Raw genomic sequence first — 24146 nt, forward strand, 5'->3', positions numbered from 1 at the left:
TCTGCTGCGCGAGCCGTTCAGACGGAACGCTCATTTGCTTATGACAGATAGAGATATGGATATTGGAAAAATTGGACTGATAGTAAAGAACCTGCTATATATTGCAAACGACTGAAAAATTACTTTGATATGCCCGGTAGTAATAAACAAAGGCCTTAAATGAATCTGCATCAGTTCCGCTTCGTGCGCGAGGCCGTCCGGCAGAACTTCAACCTGACGGAAGCCGCCAAGGCGCTGTATACGTCTCAGCCGGGCGTCTCGAAGGCGATCATCGAGCTGGAGGACGAGCTGGGCGTCGAGATATTCACGCGGCACGGCAAGCGCGTGAGATCGCTGACCGAGCCGGGGCGGATCATTCTCGCGTCGGTCGAGAAAATCTTGCAGGAAGTCGAGAGCCTGAAGCGCGTCGGTAAAGATTACGCAGCGCAGGATCAGGGCAATCTCGTCATCGCCGCCACGCACACGCAGGCGCGCTACTCGCTGCCCGCTGCCATCGCCGAATTCAAAAAGCGCTTTCCAAAGGTGCACCTTTCGATTCTGCAAGGCAGTCCGACGCAAGTCGCGGAAATGGTGATTCACGACCAGGCGGATATCGCCATCGCGACCGAGGCGATCGCCAACTATAAGGAACTGGTGTCGCTGCCCTGCTTCCAGTGGCAGCACCTGGCCGTCATGCTGCCGGATCATCCGCTGCTGGAGCGCAAGCTGCTCACGCTCGACGACCTCGCGCAATACCCGATCATCACGTACGAGGCGTCGTTCGCCGGGCGCACCAAGATCAATCAGGCGTTCGCGCTGCGCAACCTGACGCCGGACATCGTGCTCGAAGCCATCGACGCGGACGTCATCAAGACTTACGTCGAACTGGGGCTCGGCGTCGGGATCATGGCGGATATCGCGTTCAACCCCGAGCGCGACCGGCATCTGCGCGCGATGCCGGTCGGGCATCTGTTCGGCACGAATGTCACGCGGCTCGCGCTCAAGCAGGGCGCATATCTGCGCAGCTATGTGTATACGCTCGTCGAGCTGCTGTCGCCGTCGCTGAATCGCAAGCTGATCGAGCAGGCGCTATCCGGCGACCACGAAAGCTACGAGCTCTGATCTGAATAACACGGCGGCGCACGCCGCCTGAAAAACGTTCCTTTCCGTGGAGACCTTTCCGATGACGTTGTCGAAGTTCACGCGCCGGCTTGCCGCCGGCGTCGCCTTGTCCGTGGTTGCCGCCGCCGCGCACGCGCAGATGAAAGTCGGCATCGATCTGTCGAGCACCGGCCCGGCCGCCGCGATCGGCATCACCAGCAAGAACGCGATGCTCATGTGGCCGAAGACCATCGCCGGGCAGAACGCGGAGTACATCATCCTCGACGACGGCTCGGATCCGGGCGCGGCCGTGCGCAACATCCGCAAGCTCATCAGCGAGGACCATGTCGACGTGATCGTCGGGCCGAACATCACGCCGGCGGCGCTCGCCGCGCTCGACCCCGTCGCCGAATCCGAAACGCCGATGATCACGCTGATCGGCTCGGCATCGGTCGTCGAGCCGCAGGAAGGCAAGAAAGTTTGGGCGTTCAAGATGGCCCAGACCGACCGCGCGATGGCCGACGTGATGACACGCTATATGGCGAATCACGGCGTGAAAACAGTGGGGTTCATCGGCTTCGCGGACAGCTACGGCGATAGCTGGCTCAACGAGTTCTCCAAATTCGCGGATTTGCGGCACATCAAGATCGTCGCGAGCGAGCGTTTCAATCGCACCGATGCGAGCGTCACCGGCCAGATTCTCAAGCTGATGGCCGCGAAGCCGGACGCGGTGCTGATCGCGGGCGCGGGCACGCCGACCGTGCTGCCGCAGCGCACGCTGGTCGAGCGCGGCTACAAGGGCGCGATCTATCAGACGCACGGCATCGCGACGCCGGAGTTCATCAAGCTCGGCGGCAAGGACGTCGAAGGCACGCTGTTTCCGACGCAGCCGGTCGTCGTCGCGCGCACGCTGCCGGCGGATCATCCGTCGAAGAAGGCGGCGCTCGCGTTCGTCAACGCGTATGAGGAGAAGTACGGCAAGGGCAGCGTCACGCAGTTCGCGGGCGATGCGGCGGGCGTCTATCCGCGCCTTCAGGATGCCGTGGCGCGCGCGCTGAAGACCGCCAAGCCGGGCACGAAAGAGTTTCGCGTGGCGCTGCGCTCGGAACTGGAGCACGCGCATGAGCTGGTCGTGCCGAACGGCGTGGTCAACACGAGCGCGACGGATCACGTCGGCCTGGATCAGCGCGCGAGCGTGATGGGCGTGATCAAGAACGGTACGTTCACGTATCTTGCTCAGTAATTTCCTGGGCTCCGAAAACGCTGTCGTTGCTGCTTGCCGACGTGAGGGTTTTCGGTCATAATCACCGACTCGATTGGCTCGTGGCCTCGCTTTATTTCAGCACGAGTCGATTCAGGCCCAGGTGGTGAAATTGGTAGACGCAGGGGACTCAAAATCCCCCGCCGCAAGGCGTGCCGGTTCGATTCCGGCCCTGGGCACCAGGTTTCTTGGAAAAGCCGCTCCTTCGTGAGCGGCTTTTTTGCGTTTGGAGCCCGTGGATGCGCATCACTCGACGCCCGAACGATGATCGGACTCGTCGGCGAAAGCCTTCTCGGTAATTCGCGCCAGCCACTTCCCCACGATAGGCGCGCCGTACCAGGCGAACGCGGACGCAAACACGGCAGGCCAATACTCCCGAAAAAACCCTAAGACGAAGTTCATCATTTTGTGGTCCCAGCCTTCCATTCATTCAACAAGATCGAAACTATGTAGTAGGCCGAAGCGTCCCGCAGCGGATGTAACGGCAAAATTGCTCGGACTTCCTGGCTGAACGAAGCGACGAGCAAGTATATCCACAGAAGCATCCCGCTCAGCGAGGCGAAAATTCCCATATTCGCGATAAAGATTGCGTGACCGATTCGCCGTTTCGACGTCCATCGGGAAAAGCCATCGCGCAACTCGCCTGGCAGCACGGCCAGCGCGACATTCAAACTGACGCTCGAGGCGACGAGCGAAATCGGAAAGAACTCATCCTTGCCGGGCTGCTTCAGCGCCACTCGCAAGATGTATTCGATCGCGCCCATGAATAGCGGCAGTCCGACGATCAATTGCCGCGCTATCGTGTCGAAGCCCTTCGATTGCATTGTCGACATCCTGCTATGCGTGATGACGCACACTTTCCACGATGACGCGACGGCGCAAAAGTCGTCCGTACGGGCATCGCCGCGGTTTCTCCCGGTCCCCTCACCGCCGAATGTGCGCCATCGCGTAGACGCACCGCGCTCGTCCCCGCAAAAATGGCCTCCATCGGCATTCGGAACCCCGGCGCGTGGAGCATCACGGGGATGCTCGCTCGCGCAGCGCCCGCATTTCGGGTTGCTTAGGACTTTCTCGATGTCGTGACCCGCTCACGCGATGCGTCGAGCCATAACTCGAAAAAGGGTACGACATGAACCGGCCTGACTACTCGCTGTCTCTCGACTCCGTCATCTGCAAGCGCTGCAACACCATTTCACCCGCTTCGGAAGACACCTGCCCGTCCTGCGGAGCCGATCGTCAGGGCGCGATTTTCACGAGCCGCGCCGAGCCCGCGCCGGCCGTTGCCGCGTCGGTGCCGGCGCCACTCGACATCCTCGACTGGGATGACAGCCACTGGCTGCAGCGCCTCGTCCGGCGCAGGATGTTGACCTCCTATCCGAACTTCATCGAGCCAGGGGATTCGCAGGAGCAGCGCAAGCCCGCGCGCACGGGTATCGCGATGCTGGTCGGCGGCGTGGTCGCAAGCATCGCGGTCGGCGCGTATTTTTATGCGCGTCTCGATGACAACGCGCCGCCGCCGAGCGCGGAGCCTGGCATCAGCGTGGCGGGCTCGGTCCGCGACAACGCGTCCGCCGCGTCGAAGGCCGATGCTTCGCGGCACGCATCGTTGATGCGGTCCAAAGCGGACTCGCCGAATGCCCAGGCCGTCACGCCAGCGGCGCCGGTCATCGCCAAGGCGAGCCCCGCACACGAAGAACGCACTGTGGTCGCGCCGAGCGTTCCCGTCGCGGCGCATGCGGCGACGCAAGCCCCGTCGACCGCACCGCGCGTCGAGCCTCGCGTCGCCGCGACAAGCACGCCGGCATCGGCGAGCACGGTGGCCGCAGTCGCGCCCGCCAAGCCGCCGATGCCCGTTGCGCACGTTACGGCGACTCCGCCTTCGCTCAGCAACGCAACATCGGCGACCGTGGCTACGACGAAGCCCTCGACGCCGAGCACGACGACGAGCGCAGCCGCTTCCGCTCTCGCGCCATCGGTCAAACCGGCTGCGCCGGTCATTGCATCGGTGCAAAAGCCGGAACCGCGCGTCAGCACGACGCTCGCCGCTGCCTCGCCGGCCCCCGCAAAGCCCGTGACGCAAGCGTCCATGTCCACGCCCACGCCCACGCCCACGTCCACGCCCGTCGCGCGTCCGAGCGAGCCGCCGCGGAGCAGCACGGCCGTCGCCTCGGCGCCGAAGCCCGCAGCGCCATCCGCTCCGCCGGTCGCGGAGCCGCTGCCCGCGGCCGTCGCGCGCAGCATCGCGGCGGTTCAGCAAGCGCTCGCGAGCCGCGATCTCGCGTCCGCGCGTCGCAACATGCGCGGCCTCTATGCGAGCGAGCCGCGCAGTCCGGAAATCCAGCAGCTTGCGGCTGAACTGTCGCGTCAGGAACGCGCGCGCGACGGCGCGATGGCGAACGCCCGCGCATGCGCCGCCAACATGGACGCCGCGTGCGCCTTGCGCAATGCACGCCGTGCGGTGACGCTCGATCCGCGCAACGGGCAGACGCAGGCAACCCTGCGCCGCGCGCTCGCCGTGCAGAACGAAGCCAATACCGAGTACTTCCGGCAAGCCAGCGGCATACCGAAGCCGATCGTCCCGACGATGAGCTTCGACGGACGCTGGACCGCGGGCACGCGGCACGGCGCGATGTCCGGAGATCAGGACGATTCGAGCTTTACGCTCTTCGGCGCGGGCGTGCCGGTCGTCTCGAAGGGACGCGGCGACGCACACTGACACACGTCGCAACGATCCAGCGATGCGCACGGAATAAGCCCCGGCGCACATCCGTTTAGAGGTGACGAACGAACTGACGGCGAAGCACTGCCGAAGGAGTCACCATCATGCAAACCGGATTGTGGAGCCGCTTCGTCGCTTGCGCCGCCGCACTCATGACACTGACGGGCCTCGCCTCGTGCGGCGGCGGCTCCGATAGCAGCATGCCGACGCCGACGCCGACGCGCTTCAAGATGTCGATCGTCGTATCCGACGGCGCCATAGCCGCGCCGCACACGGACCCGAACCTGAAGAACGGCTGGGGCGTCGCGTTCAACCCGAACGGCTTCGTGTGGGTCGCCAATAACGGCACGCAGACGGCCACCCTCTACGACGGCAACGGCGTCGTCCAGTCCCTGGTCGTATCGATTCCCCCGAGCGCGAAGGGCCCGGCCAATCCGACCGGAATCGTCTTCAACAAGGGACCGGATCTCATGCTCGCGCGCAACGGCAAGTCGGGCGTCGCCGCATTCATCTTCGCGGGCGAAGGCGGCTCGATCACCGCGTGGGCGCCGGCCGTCGACACGACGCACGCGTTCACCGCCGTCGATTCGAGCGCGTCCGGCGCGATCTACAAAGGACTCGCGATCGCCGTGACGCCATCGGGCGGGCATCGTTTGTACGCGACCGATTTCCATCACGGCAAGGTCGACGTCTTCGACGGCACGTTCACGAAGATCGCGGTGCCGGGCGGCTTCACGGACACGCAGATTCCGGCGGGCTTCGCGCCTTTCGGCATCCAGACGATCGGCTCGAAGATCTTCGTCACCTACGCGAAGCAGGACAGCGACGCCGAGGACGACGTGTCGGGCGCGGGTCAGGGCTTCGTCGACGTGTTCGACATCGACGGCAATCTGATGCAGCGCTTCGCGGCGAACGGACCGCTGAACGCGCCCTGGGGCGTCGCACAGGCGCCGGGCAACTTCGGCACCTTCAGCAACGACATCCTCGTCGGCAATTTCGGCGACGGCACCCTCAACGCGTTCGATCCGACGAGCGGCGCGTTCGTCGGCCAGTTGATGAGCACAGCCGGCGCGCCGCTCGTGCAGCACGGTTTGTGGGGCATCGCGTTCGGCAACAACCTGAACGCGCAGCCGTCGAACACGCTCTTCTTCGCCGCCGGCCCGAATGACGAAGCCGATGGCGTGTACGGCCGCATCGACATGCAATGAAGCGCACGCAGCGTGTCCGCTTCCCTGGGCGATGACGCCGGCCGCGGACGCTCGTCGTCCGAAAGCGCATCGCCACGCTCGGCGCCGCCCGCGGTTGGGGCGGCGCTTTTTTTTATCGCCGATGCCTTGCGGCGACGCGAAGCGCGCCCGCGAGCGCGGACCGAACGCGCGGCTTGCTAGAATGCGCGCTTCAACTCCGCTCATCCGATGGTCCTCGAAACCCTCCTCTTCTCCCAAGGCTTCGGGTCGCGCCGCCAGTGCCGCGGCATCGTGGCCGAAGGGCGCGTGCGCATCGCGGGTGTCGTGCGTGACGATCCGCATGCCGATTTTCCCGTCGCGCCCGGTCTCGAATTCGAAGTCGACGATCATCTCTGGATCTATCGCGAGAAGGCGTACATCGCGCTGAACAAGCCGGCGGGCTATGAATGCTCGCGCGATCCGCAGCACCATCTGAGCGTGTTTCATCTGCTGCCGCCGCAACTCGCCGAGCGCGGCGTTCAGGCGGTCGGCCGGCTCGATCAGGACACCACCGGCCTGCTGCTTCTCTCCGACGATGGCGCGTTCGTGCATGCGTTCACCTCGCCCAAGCGCAAGGTGCCGAAGGTCTATCTCGCGACCGTGCGCCATCCGCTCGACGATGCACAGCTCACCAAGCTGCGCGAAGGTGTGCTGCTGCACGGCGAGTCGAAGCCGAGCGCCGCGCTCGGGGCCGAACGGCGCGACGAGCGGCTGCTCGAACTCACCGTGCTCGAAGGCAAATATCATCAGGTGAAGCGCATGGTCGCGGCGGCGGGCAACCGCGTGGAGAAACTGCATCGCGAACGGGTCGGCGGTCTTGCCCTGCCTGAGACGCTTGTCGAAGGCGCGTGGCGCTGGCTCGATGACGCCGATCTCGCCGCGCTTCGGGCCGCGCCCGAGCAGACGCGGTAGGGCCGCTGCCGTGGTCCGATCACATCGAAGCCACGCTCATGCGCAGAAGCGCAACGATCCGTCGATGCGTTGCGCGCACACGACGACGACGCCGCCGAACTGAAACCTCCGCGGGCTACGGCCAAGGCGCGATCGTCGAGGCGATTTCGCCGTCTCGGCACGAGCGTTCGGCGGTTTCATCGAATTCCCCGCTTTTGTCCACGCGCATTGAGCATGCAAATCGGTAAAAGCCCTCAATGGCGGGCGCTGCGGCGCAGCATGCCTTCCGCGAGCCGCACTCATATACTGATCTTACGGATACCAAGAATGACTATCAAAAAAGCAGGAGGGCATCATGGTCTCCCACTCGGCCGTCGCGCTGCTTGCGTTCGTCGCGCTTGGCGCTGTCCTCATCGGGTTGCTGGGCATCGTCATGCACTTGCGCCATAAGTATTCGCCGAACCTCATCGGCGCGTTGATCGGCGCGTTGATGTGCTTCGTCCTCCTCGAAACGATCCCGTCGCTGATCTAGCGCCGCGCGTTCGCCTTCAGGAAATCGTCGACCGTCGGATGGCGCAGCGCGTAGCGCAGTTCGCGCTTGAGCCGCGCATTGGATAGCCGCCGGGACTCGCGCATGAACGAGAGCGTGATCGGTTCCAGGCGCGTCTGCGCCTCGCGCCGCGAAACGCGTGGCACGCGCGGCAGGCCGTACGCATCGGCCACGCGGTCGAAATAATCCGCCATGCGCAAATCCGTGTCGTCCGACGCGTTGATCACGCGCTGCGAACGCCCGCGCGACAGCGCACGCACCAGAATCGCGGCGAGATCGTCGGCGTGGATGTGATTCGTGTAGACGTCGTCGGCTTCGATGAGCGCGGGCATCGCCTTCTCGATGCGCGCAAGCGGCAGACGATTGGCCGCGTAGATGCCCGGAATTCGCGCAATCGACACCCGCCAGCCGCTGTGAACACCCGCCGCGCGCAACTGCTTCTCCGCCGACACGCGCCGCCGCGCACGTTCGTTCTCGGGACGCGCGGGCCGCGTCTCATCGATCCACGCGCCGGCGCAATCGCCGTAGACCCCGGTGGTGCTCGCATAGACGAAGCGCGTATGCGGTCCGCTCAGACGCCTGGTGGCCGCGCGCAGGCCGTCGGGTACAATGAAAGCCGTTTTTCCGGCTCGATCCGGATGCAGCCAGTGACTTTTGGCGGCACGCGCCACCGAGCGGCGCGGGTTGCGCAGCGCGGCAATCAGCGCGCGCGTGCGGCGATCCGAATCGCCGTCGCGCTGAGGCGGCGCGAGATGCAGCACGTCGCGCGCGAGGCCCGCGAGCCTTCCGAGACTGCGGCGCAGATCGAGGTCGCCGGAAATAGGCGTCGCGCCGGCCGCGCGCAACTCGCCGGCGCGCTCGGGATGATGCGTGAGCGCAATGACGCGGGGCGCCGCAGCGCGCGCCTGAAGCAGCGGCAGCGCACGCATGCCGACATCGCCGCATCCGACGATCAGGACGCGCGCGCGGCGAAGGTTTCGAGTGGCGATCATCCGGGCATTCTATCCGTCGCCTGAAACGCGCGTGCGGCGTCGCGAAAGACGAACGAGACAACTCCACACATCGCAGAAATCGATCTATGGCTTTCAACGTAACGCTCCGGCAAAGCGGCCGACAGTTTCAAGTAGAACCCGACGAACCGGTGCTGACCGCCGCGCTGCGCCAGGGCATCGGCCTGCCGTACGGCTGCAAGAACGGGGCGTGCGGCTCCTGCAAGGGCGCCGTCGTGAGCGGTGAAGTCGAGCAGGCGCCGCACTCGTCGTCGGCTTTGTCGAACGACGAAAAAACGCGCGGCATGGCCCTCTTCTGCTGCGCGACCGCGCAGACGGACCTGACCATCGATGTGCGCGAAATCGCGGGCATCGGCGACGTGCAGGTGAAGAAACTGCCGTGCCGCGTGAACGCGCTCGAACGCAAGGCCGACGACGTCATCGAGCTGAAGCTGCAACTGCCCGCCAACGAGCGTCTGCAGTATTACGCGGGCCAGTACATCGAATTCATCCTGAAGGACGGCAAGCGCCGCAGCTATTCGATGGCGAGCCCGCCGCACCACGAAGGCCCGCTCGAACTGCACATTCGACATATGCCGGGCGGCACGTTCACGGATCACGTGTTCGGCGCGATGAAGGAGCGCGACATCCTGCGCTTCGAAGGCCCGCTCGGCACGTTCTTCCTGCGCGACGAGTCCGACAAGCCGATCGTGCTGCTCGCATCGGGCACGGGCTTCGCGCCGATCAAGGCGATCATCGAGCATGCGGTGTTCAAGAATCTGAATCGCCCGATGACGCTCTACTGGGGCGGTCGCCGCAAAAAAGATCTGTACATGATGGATCTCGCTCACCAATGGGCGAAGGAGATCCCGAACTTCAAGTTCGTGCCGGTGCTCTCCGAGCCCGACGCGGACGACAACTGGACGGGCCGCACGGGCTTCGTTCATCGCGCTGTCATCGAAGATCTGCCAGACTTGAGCGCCTATCAGGTGTACGCATGCGGCGCGCCGGTGATGGTGGAATCGGCGCAGCGCGATTTCACGCAGCATCATCGCCTGCCGGACGACGAGTTCTACGCGGACTCGTTCACGAGCGCGGCGGATCTCGCGCATCCCGTGTGATGCTGCACGTAACGTGCACGCGGCCAAAAAATCCGCGTGCACGGTTTACAGGCAGTAACCGCTTAACGTATCCTTCGCGAATGATCAAAATCCTGAACGCACTTCGACGTCGCCGCTCGCCGCTTCCCTAGGGATGCCGCTGGCTCGTCATGCATTGCGCTCACGGTTCGGTTTGTTCGAAGCGTACGAAATGAAGCCACGGAATTCCGTGGCTTTTGTTTTTTCCGCGTCGTTTTCCTCTTCCCCTTGCACTAGCTTTCGTGGAGCCCGCTGTCATGAATTTCAATGAGTACCCCGTTGATTCGCTGATGTACATCACGAACCGTCCCGAGATCGTATTTACCCACGGCAAGGGTTCCTGGCTCTACGACAACACAGGCAAGCGCTATCTCGACTTCATCCAGGGCTGGGCCGTGAACTCGCTCGGCCACTGCAACGAAGGCATGATCGAGGCGATGGAGAAGCAGGCGCGCACGCTGATCAACCCGTCGCCCGCGTTCTATAACGCGCCGATGGCGCAACTCGCCGGCCTGCTCACCGCGAACAGCTGTTTCGACAAGGTGTTCTTCGCCAACAGCGGCGCCGAAGCCAACGAAGGCGCGATCAAGCTCGCGCGCAAGTGGGGCAAGAAGTTCAAGAACGGCGCATACGAGATCATCACGTTCGATCACAGCTTCCACGGCCGCACGATCGCGACGATGTCCGCGAGCGGCAAGGCCGGCTGGGACACGATCTACGCGCCGCAAGTGCCGGGCTTCCCGAAGGCCGATCTGAACGATATCGCGTCGGTGGAGAAGCTCATCAACGAGAAGACGGTCGGCGTGATGCTGGAGCCGATTCAGGGAGAAGGCGGCGTCATTCCCGCGACGCGCGAATTCATGCAGCAACTGCGCGCGCTGACGAAGAAGCACAACCTTCTCTTGATCGTCGACGAAGTGCAAAGCGGTTGCGGCCGCGCGGGGACGCTGTTCGCTTACGAGCTCTCGGGCATCGAGCCGGACATCATGACGCTCGGCAAGGGCATCGGCGGCGGCGTGCCGCTCGCGGCGCTGCTCTCGAAGGCCGATGTCGCCTGCTTCGATGCCGGCGATCAGGGCGGCACCTACAACGGCAATCCGCTGATGACGGCGGTCGGCTATTCGGTGATCTCGCAACTCGTCGCGCCGGGCTTCCTCGAGGGTGTGCGCGCGACGGGCGAGTACCTGAAGACGGAACTGCTGAAGTTGTCCGAAGAGCGCGGTTTCAAGGGCGAGCGCGGCGAAGGCCTCTTGCGCGCGCTGCTGCTCGACAGCGACAAGGGTCCGCAGATCGTCGAGAAGGCGCGCCTGATGCAGCCCGACGGCCTGCTGCTCAACGCGGCGCGTCCGAACCTGCTGCGCTTCATGCCCGCACTCAACGTGACCCGCGACGAGATCGACCAGATGATGGCGATGCTGCGCTCGGTGCTCGATTCGCTGTGATCATCCGCACGTTCGATGCAGGCGATCGCGATGCCGTGATCGCCCTGTGGCGCGATGTGTTTCCGGAGTACGCGGATGCATCGCGGCCGCAGCGCGATCCTGGCTTGTCGATCGCCAACAAGATGCGGACGCAGCCGGAGCTGTTCTTCGTCGGCTCGCTGGACGGCGTCGTGATCGGCACGGTGATGGCCGGCTACGACGGGCATCGCGGCTGGGTATATTCGCTTGCCGTCACGCCGTCGCTGCGCGGCCGCGGCTTCGGCAGCGCGTTGATGAAGCACGCGGAATCCGCGTTGACGGAGCTGGGATGCCCGAAGGTGAATCTGCAGATCCTGTCGTTCAAGACGGAGTTGCGCGGGTTCTACGAGAGGCTCGGCTATCGGATGGATGAAGTCGTGAGTCTGGGGAAGCGGCTATAAAAAAGGCCGGCTGCAAGAGCCGGCCTTCGTTCGACAGATAGCGAAGCTTACTCGCCCAGATACGCCGCCCGAACCTTCGGGTCATCGAGCATGACCTTGGCGTCGCCGGACATCGTCACCGTGCCGGAGTCCATCACGTAGCCGCGATTCGCCGCCTGCAACGCGAGTCGCGCGTTCTGCTCCACGAGCAGCACCGTCAGACCTTCCGACGAAATCTCGCGCACCACTTCGAAGATCTTCTCGACCATGATCGGCGAGAGACCCATCGACGGTTCGTCGAGCAGCAGGAGCTTCGGACGCGAGAGCAGCGCGCGCGCCATCGCGAGCATCTGCTGTTCGCCGCCCGAGAGCGTGCCCGCATACTGCGACGCTCGCTCCTTCAGACGCGGGAAGAAGCCGAACATGCGCTCGGTGTCCTTCTGAATGCCGTCCGAGTCGTTGCGCAGATACGCGCCCATCTGCATGTTTTCGAGAATCGACATGCGCGCGAAGATGCCGCGGCCTTCCGGCACCATCGCGAGGCCGCGCTTGAGCAGCTCGTGCGTCGGCACGCCCTTGATCGACTGGCCCATGTACTCGATATCGCCGCCCGAGTACGGCTTGAGACCGGTGATGGCCTTCATCGTCGTGGTCTTGCCCGCGCCGTTCGCGCCGATCAGCGTAACCAGTTCGCCCTGCCCGACTTCCAGATCGACACCCTTCACCGCCTGGATGCCGCCGTAATTCACCTGCAGACCCTTGACCTTCAACATCGCGTTCGTGGTCGCCATTTAGTGCACCCCCGCACCCAGATATGCCTCGATCACCTTCGGGTCCTTCTGCACGTCCTGCGGCAGACCCTCGGCGATCACCTTGCCGTAATCGAGCACCGTCATGCGGTTGCACAATCCCATCACGAGTTTCACGTCGTGTTCGATCAGAAGAATCGTCTTGCCGTCCGCTCGGATCTTGTCGAGCAGACGCGTGAGCTCGACCTTCTCCGTCGCGTTCATGCCGGCAGCCGGTTCGTCGAGCGCGAGCAGCTTCGGATCGGTCGCCAATGCGCGCGCGATCTCCAGACGACGCTGGTGACCGTACGACAGATTGCGCGACGTGTAATCCGCGTATTGCAGCACGCCGACGTATTCGAGCAGCTCGAGCGCGCGTTCCTTGATCTCGCGTTCCTCGCGGCGCTCAGCCGGCGTCTGGAACACCGCGCCGATCAGCCCATGCTTCGTGCGCACGTGCCGGCCGACCATCACGTTCTCCAGCGCGGTCATGCCGCCGAACAGACGAATGTTCTGGAATGTGCGCGCGATGCCCGCCTTCGCCACCTGATAGACGGCGGTCGGCGTGTACGCCTGGCCGTCGAGCTTGAATTCGCCCGAATCCGGCGTGTAGAGGCCGGTGATCACGTTGAAGAACGTTGTCTTGCCGGCGCCGTTCGGTCCGATGAGACCGTAGATCGTGCCCTCTTCGATCTGAAGGCCGACATCCGACAGCGCCTGCAGGCCGCCGAAGCGTTTGTTGACGCCTTTTACGGAAAGTCGTGTTTGCTTTTCGCTCATGTTCTGAATCTCCGCTCTTCAAGCGCGCACCGGCTTCTTGCCGCTGCGCTTTGCGATCTTCGCGATCTTGTCTTCGTGTTTCGCGGCGGGCCACAGGCCTTCCGAGCGATACAGCATGATCAGCACCATCGCCAGGCCGTACAGCAACTGACGGATGACTTCGGTATCGACGATCTGATGACCGAAGATGGCGTTCTGCAGCGGACCCATGGTCGTGCGCAGGAATTCGGGGAACACGGCGAGCAGCACCGCGCCGAGAATCACGCCCGGGATATGACCCATGCCGCCGAGCACCACGCACGCCAGCACGACGATCGATTCCCAGAAGGTGAACGATTCCGGCGACACGAACCCCTGGAACGCGCCGAACATCGCGCCCGACAGGCCGCCGAACGATGCGCCCATCGCGAACGCGAGCAGCTTCACGTTGCGGGTGTTGATGCCCATCGCCTTCGCGGCGATTTCGTCTTCGCGGATCGCGGCCCAGGCGCGGCCGATGCGCGAGTGCTGCAGGCGCGTACACACCCAGATCACGAACAGCGCGCACAGCACGAACAGGTAGTAATACATGTACACCGACGGGAACTTGAAGCCGAAGAACTCGTGCGTCTGCGACAGGTTGAAGCCCGCCACCGTCACCGGATCGATGCCCGTGATGCCCTTCGGACCGTTCGTGATGTTCACCGGACGATCGAGGTTGTTCATGAAGATCCGGACGATTTCGCCGAAGCCCAGGGTCACGATCGCGAGGTAGTCGCCGCGCAGACGCAGCGTCGGTGCGCCGAGCAGCACGCCGAAGGTGGCCGCGAGCGCCATCGCGATCGGCACGATGATGAGGAACGGCACGTGCAGTCCGCCCGGCGCGAGATGCGCGATCCATTCGAACTGCGTCGTCAACTGCGGCGACGAAAGCAATGCCGCCGTATAAGCGCCCACCGCGTAGAACGCGATGTAGCCCAGGTCCAGCAGGCCAGCGAAGCCGACCACCACGTTCAGGCCGAGCGCGAGCATCACGTACAGCATCGCGAAGTCGAGCACGCGGACCCAGTAGTTGCCGCCCGCGGCGCCGATCACCATCGGTGCGGCAATGACGAACACGGCGGTGAGAATGCCGATGACCAGCGTCTTGGTCGCGTTCTTCTCGGGGATGAGCGTCGTGGACGGCTCAATCGGTTGAATCGAAGTCATTTTTTTGAGCTCCTCACACGGTCTTTAAGCGCGGTCCGCGACACGTTCGCCGAGCAGACCCGACGGACGGAACACGAGCACGATGATCAGCACGATGAAGGCGAACACGTCCTGGTAGTTGGAACCGAAGACGCCGCCTGTCAGGTTGCCGATATAGCCGGCGCCCAACTGTTCGATGAGACCGAGCAGCACGCCGCCGACCATTGCGCCGCCGAGGTTGCCGATGCCGCCCAGCACCGCCGCCGTGAACGCTTTCAGGCCGGGAATGAAGCCCATGTAGAAGTGCGCGTTGCCGTATTCCGACGCGATCATCACGCCGGCGAGCGCGGCGAGCGCCGAGCCGATCATGAAGGTCGCGGAAATCACGAAGTTCGGGTTCACGCCCATCAGCGACGCGACGCCGGGGTTCTCGGCGATCGCACGCATCGCGCGGCCGAGCTTGGTCTTGTGCACGAGCAGGAGCAGTCCGCCCATCACGAGGAACGCAACGACGATGATGACGATTTCGGTCATCGAAATCACCGCGCCCGGACGGGTCTCGTCGGCGGCGATCACGTTGATCGGATCGGTCGGCAGCAATTGCGGGAAGGCGAGCGGATTGCGGCCCCAGATCATCATCGCGATGGTCTGCAGCAAGATCGACACGCCGATCGCGGTGATCAGCGGCGCGAGACGCGGCGCCTTGCGCAGCGGCCGGTATGCGACGCGCTCGATCGTGTACCCGACGATGGCGCAGACGCAAGCCGCGATCACGAGCGCGATCGTCAGCATGATCGGTCCGGGCAAGCCGGGCACGTGGTTCTGCATCACGCCGATGGCCGAAAGCGCGACCATCGCGCCGACCATCAGCACGTCGCCGTGCGCGAAGTTGATGATGCCGAGAATGCCGTACACCATCGTATAACCCAGTGCAATGATGGCGTAGACGCTGCCAAGCACCAGACCGTTGAGGATCTGCTGGATGAAAATATCCATTTAAAGCTCCTTAGCCCCGTGCGATTCGATAACGCCTTTATCACCGGCCGATAAACCAGTGTGAAGCGAAATCTGAAGCGGCACTGCGCGTACTTTTTAAAAAACCGGTAAGGGTTGAGCGCCGATCGTCCGCCCGCGGCCGGATGAGGCTGCAAGCGGTTCACGGACGGATACGAAAACGGCGCCGCCGGATAGCTGGCGCCGCCAGACTGCCTACTGCTTCACGACGTCGATTACGTCCTTCTTCTTGTCCTTGAAGTCGTACAGCGTGATGGTCCCCGCCTTCAGATCGCCCTTGTCGTCGAATGCGATATGCCCCGTCAGACCGTTGTAGTCGGTCGTGGCAATCGCAGCGAGCACCTTGGGCGCTTCGATGGAGTTCGCACGCTTCATTGCATCGACGATCACGTACATCGCGTCATACGTGAACGGCGCGTAAATCTGCACCGGCGTGTGGAAGCGCGCTTCGTATTTCTTCTCGAAGTCGGCACCCTTGTCCATCTTCGAAAGCGCGAGTCCCGCCTCCGAGCAGATGATGTTTTGCACCGCGTCGCCCGCGAGCTCGGCCACCTTGTCGGTGCAGACGCCGTCGCCCGCGAGGATCTTCGCCTTGATGCCGAGCGCCGCCGCTTCCTTGGCGAAGGGGCCGCCCGTCACGTCCATGCCGCCGTACATCACGACGTCCGGCTGGATGCGTCTGATCTTCGTGAGAATCGCCTTGAAGTCGCGAGCCTTCTCGGTGGTCGCCTCGCGCGCGGCGACTTTCACGCCGCCGGCCTGCACGGTTTTCACGAATTCGTCGGCCAGTCCGCGGCCGTAGGCGCTGGCGTCGTCCACCACGACGACTTTCTTCGCATGCAGCGTCTTCATCGCGTAGCCGGCCAGCACGGGGCCTTGCAGCGCGTCGGTCGCCACGACGCGAAACGTCGTCTTGTACCCTTGCTTCGTGTACTCGGGATTCGTCGTCGACGGCGAAATCTGCGCGATGCCCGCGTCGCTGTAGATTTTCGATGCCGGTATCGAGACGCCCGAGTTCATGTGGCCGATCACCGCGACTACGTGGTCGTCGACGAGCTTCTGCGCGGCTTCGGTGCCGACACGCGGATCGGCTGCATCGTCCAGGCCGTCGAGCTGCAAGCGAATGGAATGCCCGTCGATCGTCAAACCCTGCGCGCTGATCTCTTCCAGAGCGAGACGCGCGCCATTTTCATTGTCCTTGCCGAGGTGGGCCTGCAGCCCCGTCAGGGGCGCGACATGACCGATCTTGACGACAGTTGCCTCGCTCGCCGGCGCGGGCGCAGGCGCGGACGCAGCCGGCGCAGCAGCGGAACTCGCCGCCGATGCCGCCGTGCTCGCTCCGCCTTCGTCCTTTTTGCCGCATGCGGTCACCATTGCAACCGCAGCCGCGATCGACACGGCGTGAGCAAACTTGAATCGCATCAAATAGGTCTCCTGCGCCTCTAAAAACAGTTGTCGTGAACCCTTCTGGCCTCAAGACGCGCGCATTGTAACGCTAAATATGAGACGAGCAATATTCTTGCGTGGCGGGGTTTTCCAGCATTGCAACCACCATTTTCCGGCGATTTTCCCGCAAAAGCGCAACCGGGTTGCGATCCGATTTTGTGCAGTAGTTGCACCATAACGAAAGCAGGTTTAATCGGCCGAATTCCGACGCTTACGTTTGCGTATCGGATTTACGGGGAAACCCTGAAGCCATTCGAAGAAAATAATCTCTCGAGCGCGCGCCCCAGAACGGTGCTTTCGCTTGGTTTCGTATTGCGAGGCAGGGTTCCTCCGGAGAGCCGGACACGCGTTGTCCGGGCGAAAAAAAAGCGCCCGGAGGCGCTTTTCTTGGAAGTGAATCGAATCACTGCGGCAGCGACAAGCCACGAGGCAGCGGAAACGAGATCGTCTCCTCGATACCTTCGAGCGAGCGCACGTTGCGCACGCCGAGCTCGCGCAAGCGCGCGATCACGGCCTGAGCCAGCACTTCCGGCGCCGACGCGCCCGCGGTCACGCCGATGCGCTTCTTGCCCTCGACCCAGCGCGGATCGATCTGCGTCGGCGAATCCACCATATAGGCGGGAATGCCGCGCTTTTCCGCGACTTCTCGCAGACGGCTCGAATTCGAACTGTTCGGGCTGCCGACCACGATCACGACATCGCACTGCGGCGCGAGAAACTTCACGGCGTCCTGCCGGTTCTGCGTCGCATAACAGATGTCCTGCTTCTTCGGCTCCTTGATCTCGGGATACTTGACCTTGAGCGCGTCGATGATCGCGGAGGCGTCGTCGACCGAAAGCGTGGTCTGCGTGACGTACGCGATGCGCCGCGGGTCGGGCAGATCGAGCTTCAGCACGTCCTCGATGTCTTCGACCAGATGCATGCCTTCGCCCGATTGGCCCATCGTGCCTTCGACTTCCGGATGGCCCTTGTGCCCGATCATCACGATGTCGAAGCCTTCCTGACGCATCTTCGCGACTTCGATATGCACCTTGGTCACGAGCGGGCACGTCGCGTCGAACACGCGCAGGCCGCGCGCATCGGCTTCGCCGCGCACCGCTTTCGAGACGCCGTGCGCGCTGAAGATCAGCGTCGCGCCTTCGGGCACGTCGGACAGCTCTTCGATAAAAATCGCGCCCTTCTTGCGCAGATCGGCGACCACATACGCGTTATGAACGATCTCGTGACGCACATAGATAGGCGCGCCGAAGAGCTTGATCGCGCGCTCGACGATTTCGATCGCGCGATCGACGCCGGCACAGAACCCGCGCGGCTGCGCGAGCAGGATTTCGACGTCGGTCTGAACTTCGTTGAGGCTTTCAATCATGGTTACAGAATTCCGATGATTTTCACTTCGAAGACGAGCGCCTGGCCCGCGAGCGGGTGGTTGAAGTCGAACAGCGCCGCGGTCTCGCCGACTTCCTTGAGCACGCCCGCATAGCGTCCGCCGCCCGGTGCGTTGAATTCGACGAGATCGCCGGGAGAAAAATCCTCGCCGATCATGCTGTTTTCGCGCAGCGTCGCGAGCGACACCCACTGGACGAGCTCCGGATTGCGCGGCCCGAACGCCTGATCGGGCGTTAGCTGAAAGGTCGAATGGTGGCCGACCTTCAGGCCCAGCAAAATCTCTTCCAACGGTTCCGCGAGCTGGCCTGCGCCGAGCAGGAGCGTCGCGGGCTTGTCGGCAAACGTGTTGACGATGTCTGCACCATCGGCAAGCGCGAGCCGGTAATGAAGCGTGACGTGCGAACCGGGTTTCACCTCGGAGATATCGATGATGCTCATGAGTATTGGATGTGGCCGTTCGTTTGAAGGCAGGGCGCGGGCCCGGCATGGGGCGGCTCTTCGGCGCGAGGCAGCGAACCGCGCGGCGCCGGTGCGAACCGGGCGCCAAAACCGCTATTGTAAGACAGAGTTGTGTCGGGACGCGTCACGCGGCTCAGTCGCGTGTGCGCTCGCCCGCGCGACAGAACGTCCCGGAGAACGGCAATGAACGCCGATCTGCGGCTCGTGACAGCGCCCACTCAGCCCGACGACAGCATTCCGGCCATCGCGCCCTTCACGCCGATCCGCAAATGGGCGCGCGCCGACCGTCCCCGCGAGCGGCTGCTCGATGCGGGCCCCGCGTCGCTGTCGGACGCGGAACTGTTCGCTTTGTTCCTGCGCACGGGCGTCTGCGGCGCGACGGCGGTCGATGTCGCGCGCCATCTGCTGCGGCGCTTCGGGTCGCTGCGCGGCGTGCTGGACGCGTCGGCCACGGAATTGCGCGAACTTCGCGGCATCGGGCCGGCACGCGCGGCGACGCTTCTTGCCGTGTCCGAGTTGTGCCGGCGCGCGCTCGCCGAAAAAGCGCGCGATCGCGAACTGCTGAACGCGCCGGGCGCGGTGGAAGACTATCTGCGGCTGCTGATAGGCACGCGCCCCTACGAGGTATTCATCTGCCTGTATCTCGATGCGCGACATCAGTTGCTGCACGCAGAGGAGTCGGCGCGCGGCTCGCTCACCCGCGTGGCCGTCTATCCGCGCGAAATCGTGCGCCGCGCGATCACGCTGAACGCGGCGGGGCTCATCGTCGCGCACAATCATCCGTCGGGCGGCGTCGAGCCGAGCGCGAACGACCGGCGACTCACCAAAACGCTGCAGGATGCGCTCACTCTCATCGATGTCCGGCTGCTCGATCACATCGTCGTGGCCGCGAACGACGTCTTCTCGTTTGCGCGCCACGGCTGGCTATGACCGCGGGACGTCTCAAAAAGGTTTGATATTGCAGCGTTTTTTCTGCTAGAATCCGCGTTTGCTTTTCTCAACCCGCCTGCTCTGAGTTAAGTTGCATCGAGCGCAGTCCTCATTGGCATAACCGTGCTGCCAAGTCCCCGATCGGCAAATTGGGCGAAAGAGGCATCGAAGCGAAGGCGAGCGCCTTCAATCGAGCGTTCAACTCAGGCTCAATCGTGTATTAGGAGTGTCACCATGGCACGCGTATGCCAAGTAACTGGGAAGGGCCCGATGTCGGGCAACAACGTTTCCCACGCAAACAACAAGACCAAGCGTCGCTTCCTGCCGAATTTGCAGAACCGCCGTTTCTTCGTTGAAAGTGAAAATCGCTGGGTGCGTCTGCGCGTTTCGAACGCCGGCCTGCGCCTGATCGACAAGAACGGTATCGACGCCGTGCTCGCAGACTTGCGCGCACGCGGTGAAATCTAAGGAGCACGCACATGGCCAAGGGCGCACGCGACAAAATCAAGTTGGAATCGACCGCAGGCACGGGTCACTTCTACACGACGACCAAGAACAAGCGCAACATGCCGGAAAAGATGCTGATCAAGAAATTTGATCCGGTCGTCCGCAAGCACGTTGAGTACAAGGAAACCAAGATCAAGTAAGCCGCTTGACCTTGAGTAGCCTGAACGAAGACAGCAAAAAGCCCCGCGAATGCGGGGTTTTTTGTTTTCCGGGCCGCTTTTCACACGCTTTGCACACGACCGTGCGCGGGTTTTCGCTGTCACGGAATCTTCATGCGCGTTATGCTTGCCGGCTATCGACGAGAACACGGACGGAGAACCGGCAGCATGAATTTCGATGTAGCGATCGTAGGGAGCGGGCTCGCGGGTCTGAGCGTCGCGCTGAATCTGGCTGAAACGCGGCGCGTCGCGATCCTGGCGAAGCGTGCGGCGAGCGTCGGCGCAAGCGATTGGGCGCAGGGCGGCATCGCGGCCGTGCTGGATTCGTCGGATAGCGTCGACAATCACGTCGACGACACGCTCGTCGCGGGCGGCGGCCTGTGCGACGAGGCCGCGACGCGCTTCATCGTCGAAAACGGGCGCGCGGCGATCGAATGGCTCATCGACGAAGGCGTGCCCTTCACGCGCGACGGGTCGGCCGAACTCGGCTTTCATCTGACGCGCGAAGGCGGCCACAGCCATCGCCGCATCATCCACGCGGCCGACGCGACCGGCCACGCCGTCGTCACGACGCTCAGCGAGCGCGTACGCAACCATCCGAATATCACCGTTCTCGAAGATCATTACGCGATCGACCTGATCACGTCGGATCGACTCGGGCTGCCGGGGCACCGCTGTCACGGCCTTTACGCGCTCGATCTGAACTCGGGCCGCACCGTGACGATTCAGGCTCCGCACACCGTCCTCGCGACGGGCGGCGCCGGCAAGGTCTATCTCTACACGACGAACCCCGACACCGCGACCGGTGACGGCATCGCAATGGCGTGGCGCGCGGGCTGCCGGGTCGCGAACATGGAGTTCATCCAGTTCCATCCGACTTGCCTCTTCCATCCCTACGCGAAGTCCTTTCTCATCTCCGAAGCGGTGCGCGGCGAAGGCGGCGTCCTGCGCCTGCCCGACGGAACGCGCTTCATGCCGGCGCACGACGAGCGCGCGGAGCTCGCGCCGCGCGACATCGTTGCGCGGGCCATCGACTTCGAAATCAAGAAGCGCGGCATCGATTGCGTCTATCTCGATATCAGCCATCAGCCGCGCGCGTTTCTCGAAGAGCACTTTCCGACGATCCTCGCGCGCTGCCGCGAATTCGGCATCGATATCGCGAAGGAGCCGATTCCGGTCGTGCCCGCCGCGCATTACACGTGCGGCGGCGTCGTCACCGATCTCGCGGGGCGCACGGATCGTCCGGGGCTGTATGCGGTCGGCGAGACGTCGTACACGGGTTTGCACGGCGCGAACCGGCTCGCGAGCAACTCGCTGCTCGAATGCCTCGTGATCGGGCGCGCGGCGGCGCAGGCGATCGAAGCGGACGGTTTCTCGAATGGCTGCCACGCCGAGCTGCCCGACTGGGACGAAAGCCGCGTGTCCGACCCGGACGAGGAAGTGGTGGTCGCGCACAACTGGGACGAGTTGCGGCGTCTGATGTGGAATTACGTGGGCATCGTGCGCACGGACAAGCGTCTCGCGCGCGCGCAGCATCGGATCGCGATGTTGCGCGACGAAATCCACGAGTACTACGCGAATTTCAAGGTGAGCCGCGATTTGCTGGAGCTGCGCAATCTCGTCGATGTGGCGTCGCTGATCGTGGAAAGCGCGTGCTCGCGGCGCGAGAGCCGCGGTCTGCACTACAGCCGCGACTGGCCCTCGACCTTGCCGAAGGCGCTGCCGACGGTGCTGATGCCGCCGGCCGCGCGCCGCACGAGCCTTTAAATCAGACGCATCGAGAAGTCGGTCGCGCGCACGTCCTTCGTGAGCGCGCCGATGGAGATGCGATCGACACCGGTTTCCGCGATCGCGCGCACCGTGTCGAAGTTCACGCCACCCGAAACTTCGAGCAATGCGCGCCCGGCCGTGATGCGCACCGCATCGCGCATCATGTCGAGCGTGAAGTTGTCGAGCAGGATCGATTCGGCCTGGTGCGCCAGCGCCGTTTCGAGTTGCTCCAGCGTTTCCACTTCGATCTGAATCGGCACGCCCGCCTTCAGCGCGAGCGCCGCATCCATCGCCGCGCCGACGCCCCCCGCCGCCGCGATATGGTTTTCCTTGATCAGAATGCCGTCGTAGAGCGCGAGACGCTGGTTCGCGCCGCCGCCCACGCGCACCGCGTACTTCTGCGCGAGCCGCAAGCCCGGCAGCGTCTTGCGCGTGTCGAGGATTCGCGCGCGCGAGCCTTCGATCGCATCGACGTAACGGCGCGTCGCGCTCGCCACACCCGAAAGCAATTGCAAAAAGTTGAGGCCGTTGCGTTCGGCGGTCAGAAGCGAGCGCGCCTGGCCATGCAGCAGCACGACCGGTGAATTCGCCGCCATGCGATCGCCTTCGCGATATTGCCATTCGACTTCGATCGTCGGATCGACGCGGCGCATGACTTCATCGAACCACGGCACGCCACACAGCACGGCTTCTTCACGCACGATGATGCGCGCGGTGCGGCGCGCGTCGGCCGGCACGAGACGGCCGGTGTGATCGCCGCTGCCGACGTCTTCATCGAGCGCGTCGACGACATTGCGCGCGAGCGCCGCGTCGAATGCTTCGCCGTATTCCTTGCGGACTTCCTCGAAGATCGACATCGACATTACGCGGCTCCCACGTTCGAGAACAGCTTCCCGTCGTTGGCCAGATCGCCGCTCGCCTGCACGCGCTTCTTGTGACGCGCGGCGAAGTCGAGCATGCGGTCGATCGGCACGCGCGCACGCAGCCCGATTGCCGGATCGACGTGAATCTCGTTGTGACCGCGCTCCAGCACGTCGGCGAGATTGGCGAGACCGTTCATCGCCATCCACGGGCAGTGCGCGCAGCTCTTGCATGTCGCGCTGTTGCCGGCGGTCGGCGCTTCGATGAAGGTCTTGCCCGGCGCGGCAAGCCGCATCTTGTGCAGGATGCCCAGATCCGTCGCGACGATGAAACGCTTCGCGTCGAGCTTTACCGCGGCGTCGATGAGTTGCGTGGTCGAGCCGACCACATCGGCCAGCGCGACGACGCCTTCGGGCGATTCCGGGTGCACCAGAATTTTCGCGTCGGGGTACTCGTTACGCAACAGGTCGAGTTCGATGCCCTTGAATTCGTCATGGACGAGACACGAACCTTGCCACAGCAGCATGTCCGCGCCGGTCTTTTTCTGGATGTAGCTGCCGAGGTGCCGATCCGGCGCCCACAGAATCTTCTCGCCGCGCGCATGGAGATCGGCGACGATTTCGAGACCGATCGACGACGTGACCATCCAGTCCGCCCGCGCCTTCACGGCCGCGCTCGTGTTCGCGTACACGACGACCGTGCGGTCCGGATGCGCATCGCAGAACGCGGAGAATTCATCGGCCGGGCAGCCGAGGTCGAGCGAGCAAGTGGCGTCGAGATCTGGCATCAGCACGCGCTTGTCCGGGCTCAGGATCTTGGCCGTCTCGCCCATGAAACGCACGCCCGCGACCACCAGCGTCTTCGCGGCGTGGTCTCGGCCGAAGCGCGCCATTTCGAGGGAATCGGCAACACAACCGCCGGTTTCGTCGGCGAGCTCCTGGAGCTCGGCGTCGACATAGTAGTGCGCGACCAGCACCGCCTGTTCGCGCTTCAGCAGCGCGCGGATGCGTTCCTTCAATTCACGCTTCTTTTCGGGCGACGGTGCGTCCGGCACTCGCGCCCACGCCTCGCCCACTCCACACGTCAGGCCTTGCGGCCGGTCGTACTCGACGCTCCTGATCGCTTCCATGTCCCTGTCCCCTGCTCCATGCCAACAACGTGATGCGAAAATCGGTCGCCCAAAAA

General features: G+C 63.7%; 25 protein-coding genes and 1 tRNA gene. 14 read left to right on the plus strand and 12 right to left on the minus strand.

Annotated elements, in window-relative coordinates; all coding sequences use genetic code 11:
• Positions 1-159 precede the first annotated feature (159 nt).
• The 3 genes from U4Y90_RS04045 (at position 160) to U4Y90_RS04055 (ending at position 2523) form a co-directional block, all read left to right on the plus strand.
• Positions 160-1101, plus strand: a complete 942-nt coding sequence (locus U4Y90_RS04045) for a CysB family HTH-type transcriptional regulator (RefSeq protein ID WP_321792382.1) — start codon at positions 160-162, stop codon at positions 1099-1101.
• 61 nt (positions 1102-1162) lie between these two features.
• Entirely contained in the window at positions 1163-2323 is a 1161-nt protein-coding gene (locus U4Y90_RS04050; protein WP_321792384.1) for an ABC transporter substrate-binding protein, read from the plus strand.
• A gap of 115 nt (positions 2324-2438) precedes the next feature.
• Positions 2439-2523: transfer RNA gene (locus U4Y90_RS04055), tRNA-Leu, on the plus strand.
• 64 nt (positions 2524-2587) lie between these two features.
• Here U4Y90_RS04055 and U4Y90_RS04060 read toward each other — a convergent pair.
• Both U4Y90_RS04060 and U4Y90_RS04065 read right to left on the minus strand, forming a co-directional pair.
• Positions 2588-2746, minus strand: coding sequence for a hypothetical protein (locus tag U4Y90_RS04060; RefSeq protein ID WP_321792386.1), 159 nt, complete (start codon positions 2744-2746; stop codon positions 2588-2590).
• Positions 2743-3165: a hypothetical protein gene (locus U4Y90_RS04065; protein ID WP_321792388.1), complete on the minus strand. Its 423-nt coding sequence runs from the start codon at positions 3163-3165 to the stop codon at positions 2743-2745. The genes U4Y90_RS04060 and U4Y90_RS04065 overlap by 4 nt, the downstream gene beginning before the upstream one ends.
• A gap of 305 nt (positions 3166-3470) precedes the next feature.
• Here U4Y90_RS04065 and U4Y90_RS04070 point away from each other — a divergent pair, with 305 nt between their 5' ends.
• The 4 genes from U4Y90_RS04070 to U4Y90_RS04085 all read left to right on the plus strand — a co-directional run bounded on the left by U4Y90_RS04070 (position 3471) and on the right by U4Y90_RS04085 (position 7709).
• Positions 3471-5057 (plus strand): hypothetical protein, encoded by a 1587-nt coding sequence (locus U4Y90_RS04070; protein ID WP_321792390.1) that lies wholly within the window; start codon positions 3471-3473, stop codon positions 5055-5057.
• 107 nt (positions 5058-5164) lie between these two features.
• Positions 5165-6268: a TIGR03118 family protein gene (locus U4Y90_RS04075; protein ID WP_321792392.1), complete on the plus strand. Its 1104-nt coding sequence runs from the start codon at positions 5165-5167 to the stop codon at positions 6266-6268.
• A 207-nt stretch (positions 6269-6475) separates the two neighbouring features.
• Positions 6476-7198, plus strand: a complete 723-nt coding sequence (locus U4Y90_RS04080; protein ID WP_321792394.1) for a 16S rRNA pseudouridine(516) synthase — start codon at positions 6476-6478, stop codon at positions 7196-7198.
• 334 nt (positions 7199-7532) lie between these two features.
• Entirely contained in the window at positions 7533-7709 is a 177-nt protein-coding gene (locus U4Y90_RS04085; protein ID WP_321792396.1) for a hypothetical protein, read from the plus strand.
• Here the strand turns inward: U4Y90_RS04085 and U4Y90_RS04090 are convergent.
• Positions 7706-8719 carry an NAD-dependent epimerase/dehydratase family protein gene (locus tag U4Y90_RS04090; protein ID WP_321792398.1) on the minus strand — a complete coding sequence of 338 codons (1014 nt, stop codon included), beginning with the start codon at positions 8717-8719 and terminating at the stop codon, positions 7706-7708. The genes U4Y90_RS04085 and U4Y90_RS04090 overlap by 4 nt on opposite strands.
• Positions 8720-8805: 86 nt before the next feature.
• Here U4Y90_RS04090 and U4Y90_RS04095 point away from each other — a divergent pair, with 86 nt between their 5' ends.
• The 3 genes from U4Y90_RS04095 (at position 8806) to U4Y90_RS04105 (ending at position 11716) form a co-directional block, all read left to right on the plus strand.
• On the plus strand, positions 8806-9837 hold the full coding sequence (locus tag U4Y90_RS04095) for a CDP-6-deoxy-delta-3,4-glucoseen reductase (RefSeq protein ID WP_321792400.1): 1032 nt from the start codon (positions 8806-8808) through the stop codon (positions 9835-9837).
• A gap of 275 nt (positions 9838-10112) precedes the next feature.
• The gene (locus U4Y90_RS04100) at positions 10113-11297 is read left to right on the plus strand and encodes an acetylornithine transaminase (protein WP_321792402.1); all 1185 of its coding nucleotides are present in this window, start codon (positions 10113-10115) and stop codon (positions 11295-11297) included.
• The gene (locus tag U4Y90_RS04105) at positions 11294-11716 is read left to right on the plus strand and encodes a GNAT family acetyltransferase (RefSeq protein WP_321792404.1); all 423 of its coding nucleotides are present in this window, start codon (positions 11294-11296) and stop codon (positions 11714-11716) included. The genes U4Y90_RS04100 and U4Y90_RS04105 overlap by 4 nt, the downstream gene beginning before the upstream one ends.
• Before the next feature lie 47 nt (positions 11717-11763).
• On the opposite strand, the gene U4Y90_RS04110 is transcribed toward U4Y90_RS04105, so the two are convergent.
• From U4Y90_RS04110 to U4Y90_RS04140, 7 genes are all read right to left on the minus strand, one after another.
• On the minus strand, positions 11764-12486 hold the full coding sequence (locus U4Y90_RS04110; protein ID WP_321792406.1) for an ABC transporter ATP-binding protein: 723 nt from the start codon (positions 12484-12486) through the stop codon (positions 11764-11766).
• Positions 12487-13263 (minus strand): ABC transporter ATP-binding protein, encoded by a 777-nt coding sequence (locus tag U4Y90_RS04115; RefSeq protein ID WP_321792408.1) that lies wholly within the window; start codon positions 13261-13263, stop codon positions 12487-12489. It abuts the gene before it with no gap.
• Positions 13264-13281: 18 nt separating this feature from the next.
• Entirely contained in the window at positions 13282-14451 is a 1170-nt protein-coding gene (locus tag U4Y90_RS04120; protein WP_321792410.1) for an ABC transporter permease subunit, read from the minus strand.
• Between the two features lie 24 nt (positions 14452-14475).
• Positions 14476-15426, minus strand: a complete 951-nt coding sequence (locus tag U4Y90_RS04125; RefSeq protein ID WP_321792412.1) for a branched-chain amino acid ABC transporter permease — start codon at positions 15424-15426, stop codon at positions 14476-14478.
• Positions 15427-15639: 213 nt separating this feature from the next.
• Positions 15640-16866, minus strand: a complete 1227-nt coding sequence (locus tag U4Y90_RS04130) for a branched-chain amino acid ABC transporter substrate-binding protein (RefSeq protein ID WP_321792414.1) — start codon at positions 16864-16866, stop codon at positions 15640-15642.
• Positions 16867-17293: 427 nt separating this feature from the next.
• Positions 17294-18256, minus strand: a complete 963-nt coding sequence (gene ispH, locus U4Y90_RS04135) for a 4-hydroxy-3-methylbut-2-enyl diphosphate reductase (protein ID WP_321792416.1) — start codon at positions 18254-18256, stop codon at positions 17294-17296.
• A gap of 2 nt (positions 18257-18258) precedes the next feature.
• Entirely contained in the window at positions 18259-18714 is a 456-nt protein-coding gene (locus tag U4Y90_RS04140) for a peptidylprolyl isomerase (protein WP_321792418.1), read from the minus strand.
• Positions 18715-18918: 204 nt separating this feature from the next.
• On the opposite strand from U4Y90_RS04140, the gene radC reads away from it, so the two are divergent.
• The 4 genes from radC to nadB all read left to right on the plus strand — a co-directional run bounded on the left by radC (position 18919) and on the right by nadB (position 22097).
• Positions 18919-19665: a RadC family protein gene (gene radC / locus U4Y90_RS04145; protein ID WP_321792420.1), complete on the plus strand. Its 747-nt coding sequence runs from the start codon at positions 18919-18921 to the stop codon at positions 19663-19665.
• Positions 19666-19899: 234 nt separating this feature from the next.
• Positions 19900-20133 carry a 50S ribosomal protein L28 gene (rpmB, locus tag U4Y90_RS04150; protein WP_008351171.1) on the plus strand — a complete coding sequence of 78 codons (234 nt, stop codon included), beginning with the start codon at positions 19900-19902 and terminating at the stop codon, positions 20131-20133.
• 11 nt (positions 20134-20144) lie between these two features.
• Positions 20145-20312 carry a 50S ribosomal protein L33 gene (gene rpmG / locus U4Y90_RS04155; RefSeq protein ID WP_007180630.1) on the plus strand — a complete coding sequence of 56 codons (168 nt, stop codon included), beginning with the start codon at positions 20145-20147 and terminating at the stop codon, positions 20310-20312.
• Between the two features lie 186 nt (positions 20313-20498).
• A complete protein-coding gene (nadB, locus tag U4Y90_RS04160) occupies positions 20499-22097 on the plus strand; it encodes an L-aspartate oxidase (protein ID WP_321792424.1) in 1599 nt (532 codons plus the stop codon).
• On the opposite strand, the gene nadC is transcribed toward nadB, so the two are convergent.
• Entirely contained in the window at positions 22094-22957 is an 864-nt protein-coding gene (nadC, locus tag U4Y90_RS04165) for a carboxylating nicotinate-nucleotide diphosphorylase (protein ID WP_415749291.1), read from the minus strand. The two genes, nadB and nadC, sit on opposite strands and share 4 nt — an antisense overlap.
• Positions 22958-22962: 5 nt before the next feature.
• A complete protein-coding gene (gene nadA / locus U4Y90_RS04170) occupies positions 22963-24090 on the minus strand; it encodes a quinolinate synthase NadA (protein WP_321792428.1) in 1128 nt (375 codons plus the stop codon).
• Between the last annotated feature and the right edge of the window lie 56 nt (positions 24091-24146).

It is taken from the genome of Caballeronia sp. J97, assembly GCF_905220305.1.
GTDB lineage: Bacteria > Pseudomonadota > Gammaproteobacteria > Burkholderiales > Burkholderiaceae > Caballeronia.

Excerpts from the sequence above, each read along its gene's own strand:
- U4Y90_RS04045 (WP_321792382.1), top strand. The coding sequence starts at position 160 with ATGAATCTGCATCAGTTCCGCTTCGTGCGCGAGGCCGTCCGGCAGAAC.
- U4Y90_RS04050 (WP_321792384.1), top strand. The coding sequence starts at position 1,163 with ATGACGTTGTCGAAGTTCACGCGCCGGCTTGCCGCCGGCGTCGCCTTG.
- U4Y90_RS04060 (WP_321792386.1), bottom strand. The coding sequence starts at position 2,746 with ATGATGAACTTCGTCTTAGGGTTTTTTCGGGAGTATTGGCCTGCCGTG.
- U4Y90_RS04065 (WP_321792388.1), bottom strand. The coding sequence starts at position 3,165 with ATGCAATCGAAGGGCTTCGACACGATAGCGCGGCAATTGATCGTCGGA.
- U4Y90_RS04070 (WP_321792390.1), top strand. The coding sequence starts at position 3,471 with ATGAACCGGCCTGACTACTCGCTGTCTCTCGACTCCGTCATCTGCAAG.
- U4Y90_RS04075 (WP_321792392.1), top strand. The coding sequence starts at position 5,165 with ATGCAAACCGGATTGTGGAGCCGCTTCGTCGCTTGCGCCGCCGCACTC.
- U4Y90_RS04080 (WP_321792394.1), top strand. The coding sequence starts at position 6,476 with ATGGTCCTCGAAACCCTCCTCTTCTCCCAAGGCTTCGGGTCGCGCCGC.
- U4Y90_RS04085 (WP_321792396.1), top strand. The coding sequence starts at position 7,533 with ATGGTCTCCCACTCGGCCGTCGCGCTGCTTGCGTTCGTCGCGCTTGGC.
- U4Y90_RS04090 (WP_321792398.1), bottom strand. The coding sequence starts at position 8,719 with ATGATCGCCACTCGAAACCTTCGCCGCGCGCGCGTCCTGATCGTCGGA.
- U4Y90_RS04095 (WP_321792400.1), top strand. The coding sequence starts at position 8,806 with ATGGCTTTCAACGTAACGCTCCGGCAAAGCGGCCGACAGTTTCAAGTA.
- U4Y90_RS04100 (WP_321792402.1), top strand. The coding sequence starts at position 10,113 with ATGAATTTCAATGAGTACCCCGTTGATTCGCTGATGTACATCACGAAC.
- U4Y90_RS04110 (WP_321792406.1), bottom strand. The coding sequence starts at position 12,486 with ATGGCGACCACGAACGCGATGTTGAAGGTCAAGGGTCTGCAGGTGAAT.
- U4Y90_RS04115 (WP_321792408.1), bottom strand. The coding sequence starts at position 13,263 with ATGAGCGAAAAGCAAACACGACTTTCCGTAAAAGGCGTCAACAAACGC.
- U4Y90_RS04120 (WP_321792410.1), bottom strand. The coding sequence starts at position 14,451 with ATGACTTCGATTCAACCGATTGAGCCGTCCACGACGCTCATCCCCGAG.
- U4Y90_RS04125 (WP_321792412.1), bottom strand. The coding sequence starts at position 15,426 with ATGGATATTTTCATCCAGCAGATCCTCAACGGTCTGGTGCTTGGCAGC.
- U4Y90_RS04130 (WP_321792414.1), bottom strand. The coding sequence starts at position 16,866 with ATGCGATTCAAGTTTGCTCACGCCGTGTCGATCGCGGCTGCGGTTGCA.
- ispH (WP_321792416.1), bottom strand. The coding sequence starts at position 18,256 with ATGATTGAAAGCCTCAACGAAGTTCAGACCGACGTCGAAATCCTGCTC.
- U4Y90_RS04140 (WP_321792418.1), bottom strand. The coding sequence starts at position 18,714 with ATGAGCATCATCGATATCTCCGAGGTGAAACCCGGTTCGCACGTCACG.
- radC (WP_321792420.1), top strand. The coding sequence starts at position 18,919 with ATGAACGCCGATCTGCGGCTCGTGACAGCGCCCACTCAGCCCGACGAC.
- rpmB (WP_008351171.1), top strand. The coding sequence starts at position 19,900 with ATGGCACGCGTATGCCAAGTAACTGGGAAGGGCCCGATGTCGGGCAAC.
- rpmG (WP_007180630.1), top strand. The coding sequence starts at position 20,145 with ATGGCCAAGGGCGCACGCGACAAAATCAAGTTGGAATCGACCGCAGGC.
- nadB (WP_321792424.1), top strand. The coding sequence starts at position 20,499 with ATGAATTTCGATGTAGCGATCGTAGGGAGCGGGCTCGCGGGTCTGAGC.
- nadC (WP_415749291.1), bottom strand. The coding sequence starts at position 22,957 with ATGTCGATCTTCGAGGAAGTCCGCAAGGAATACGGCGAAGCATTCGAC.
- nadA (WP_321792428.1), bottom strand. The coding sequence starts at position 24,090 with ATGGAAGCGATCAGGAGCGTCGAGTACGACCGGCCGCAAGGCCTGACG.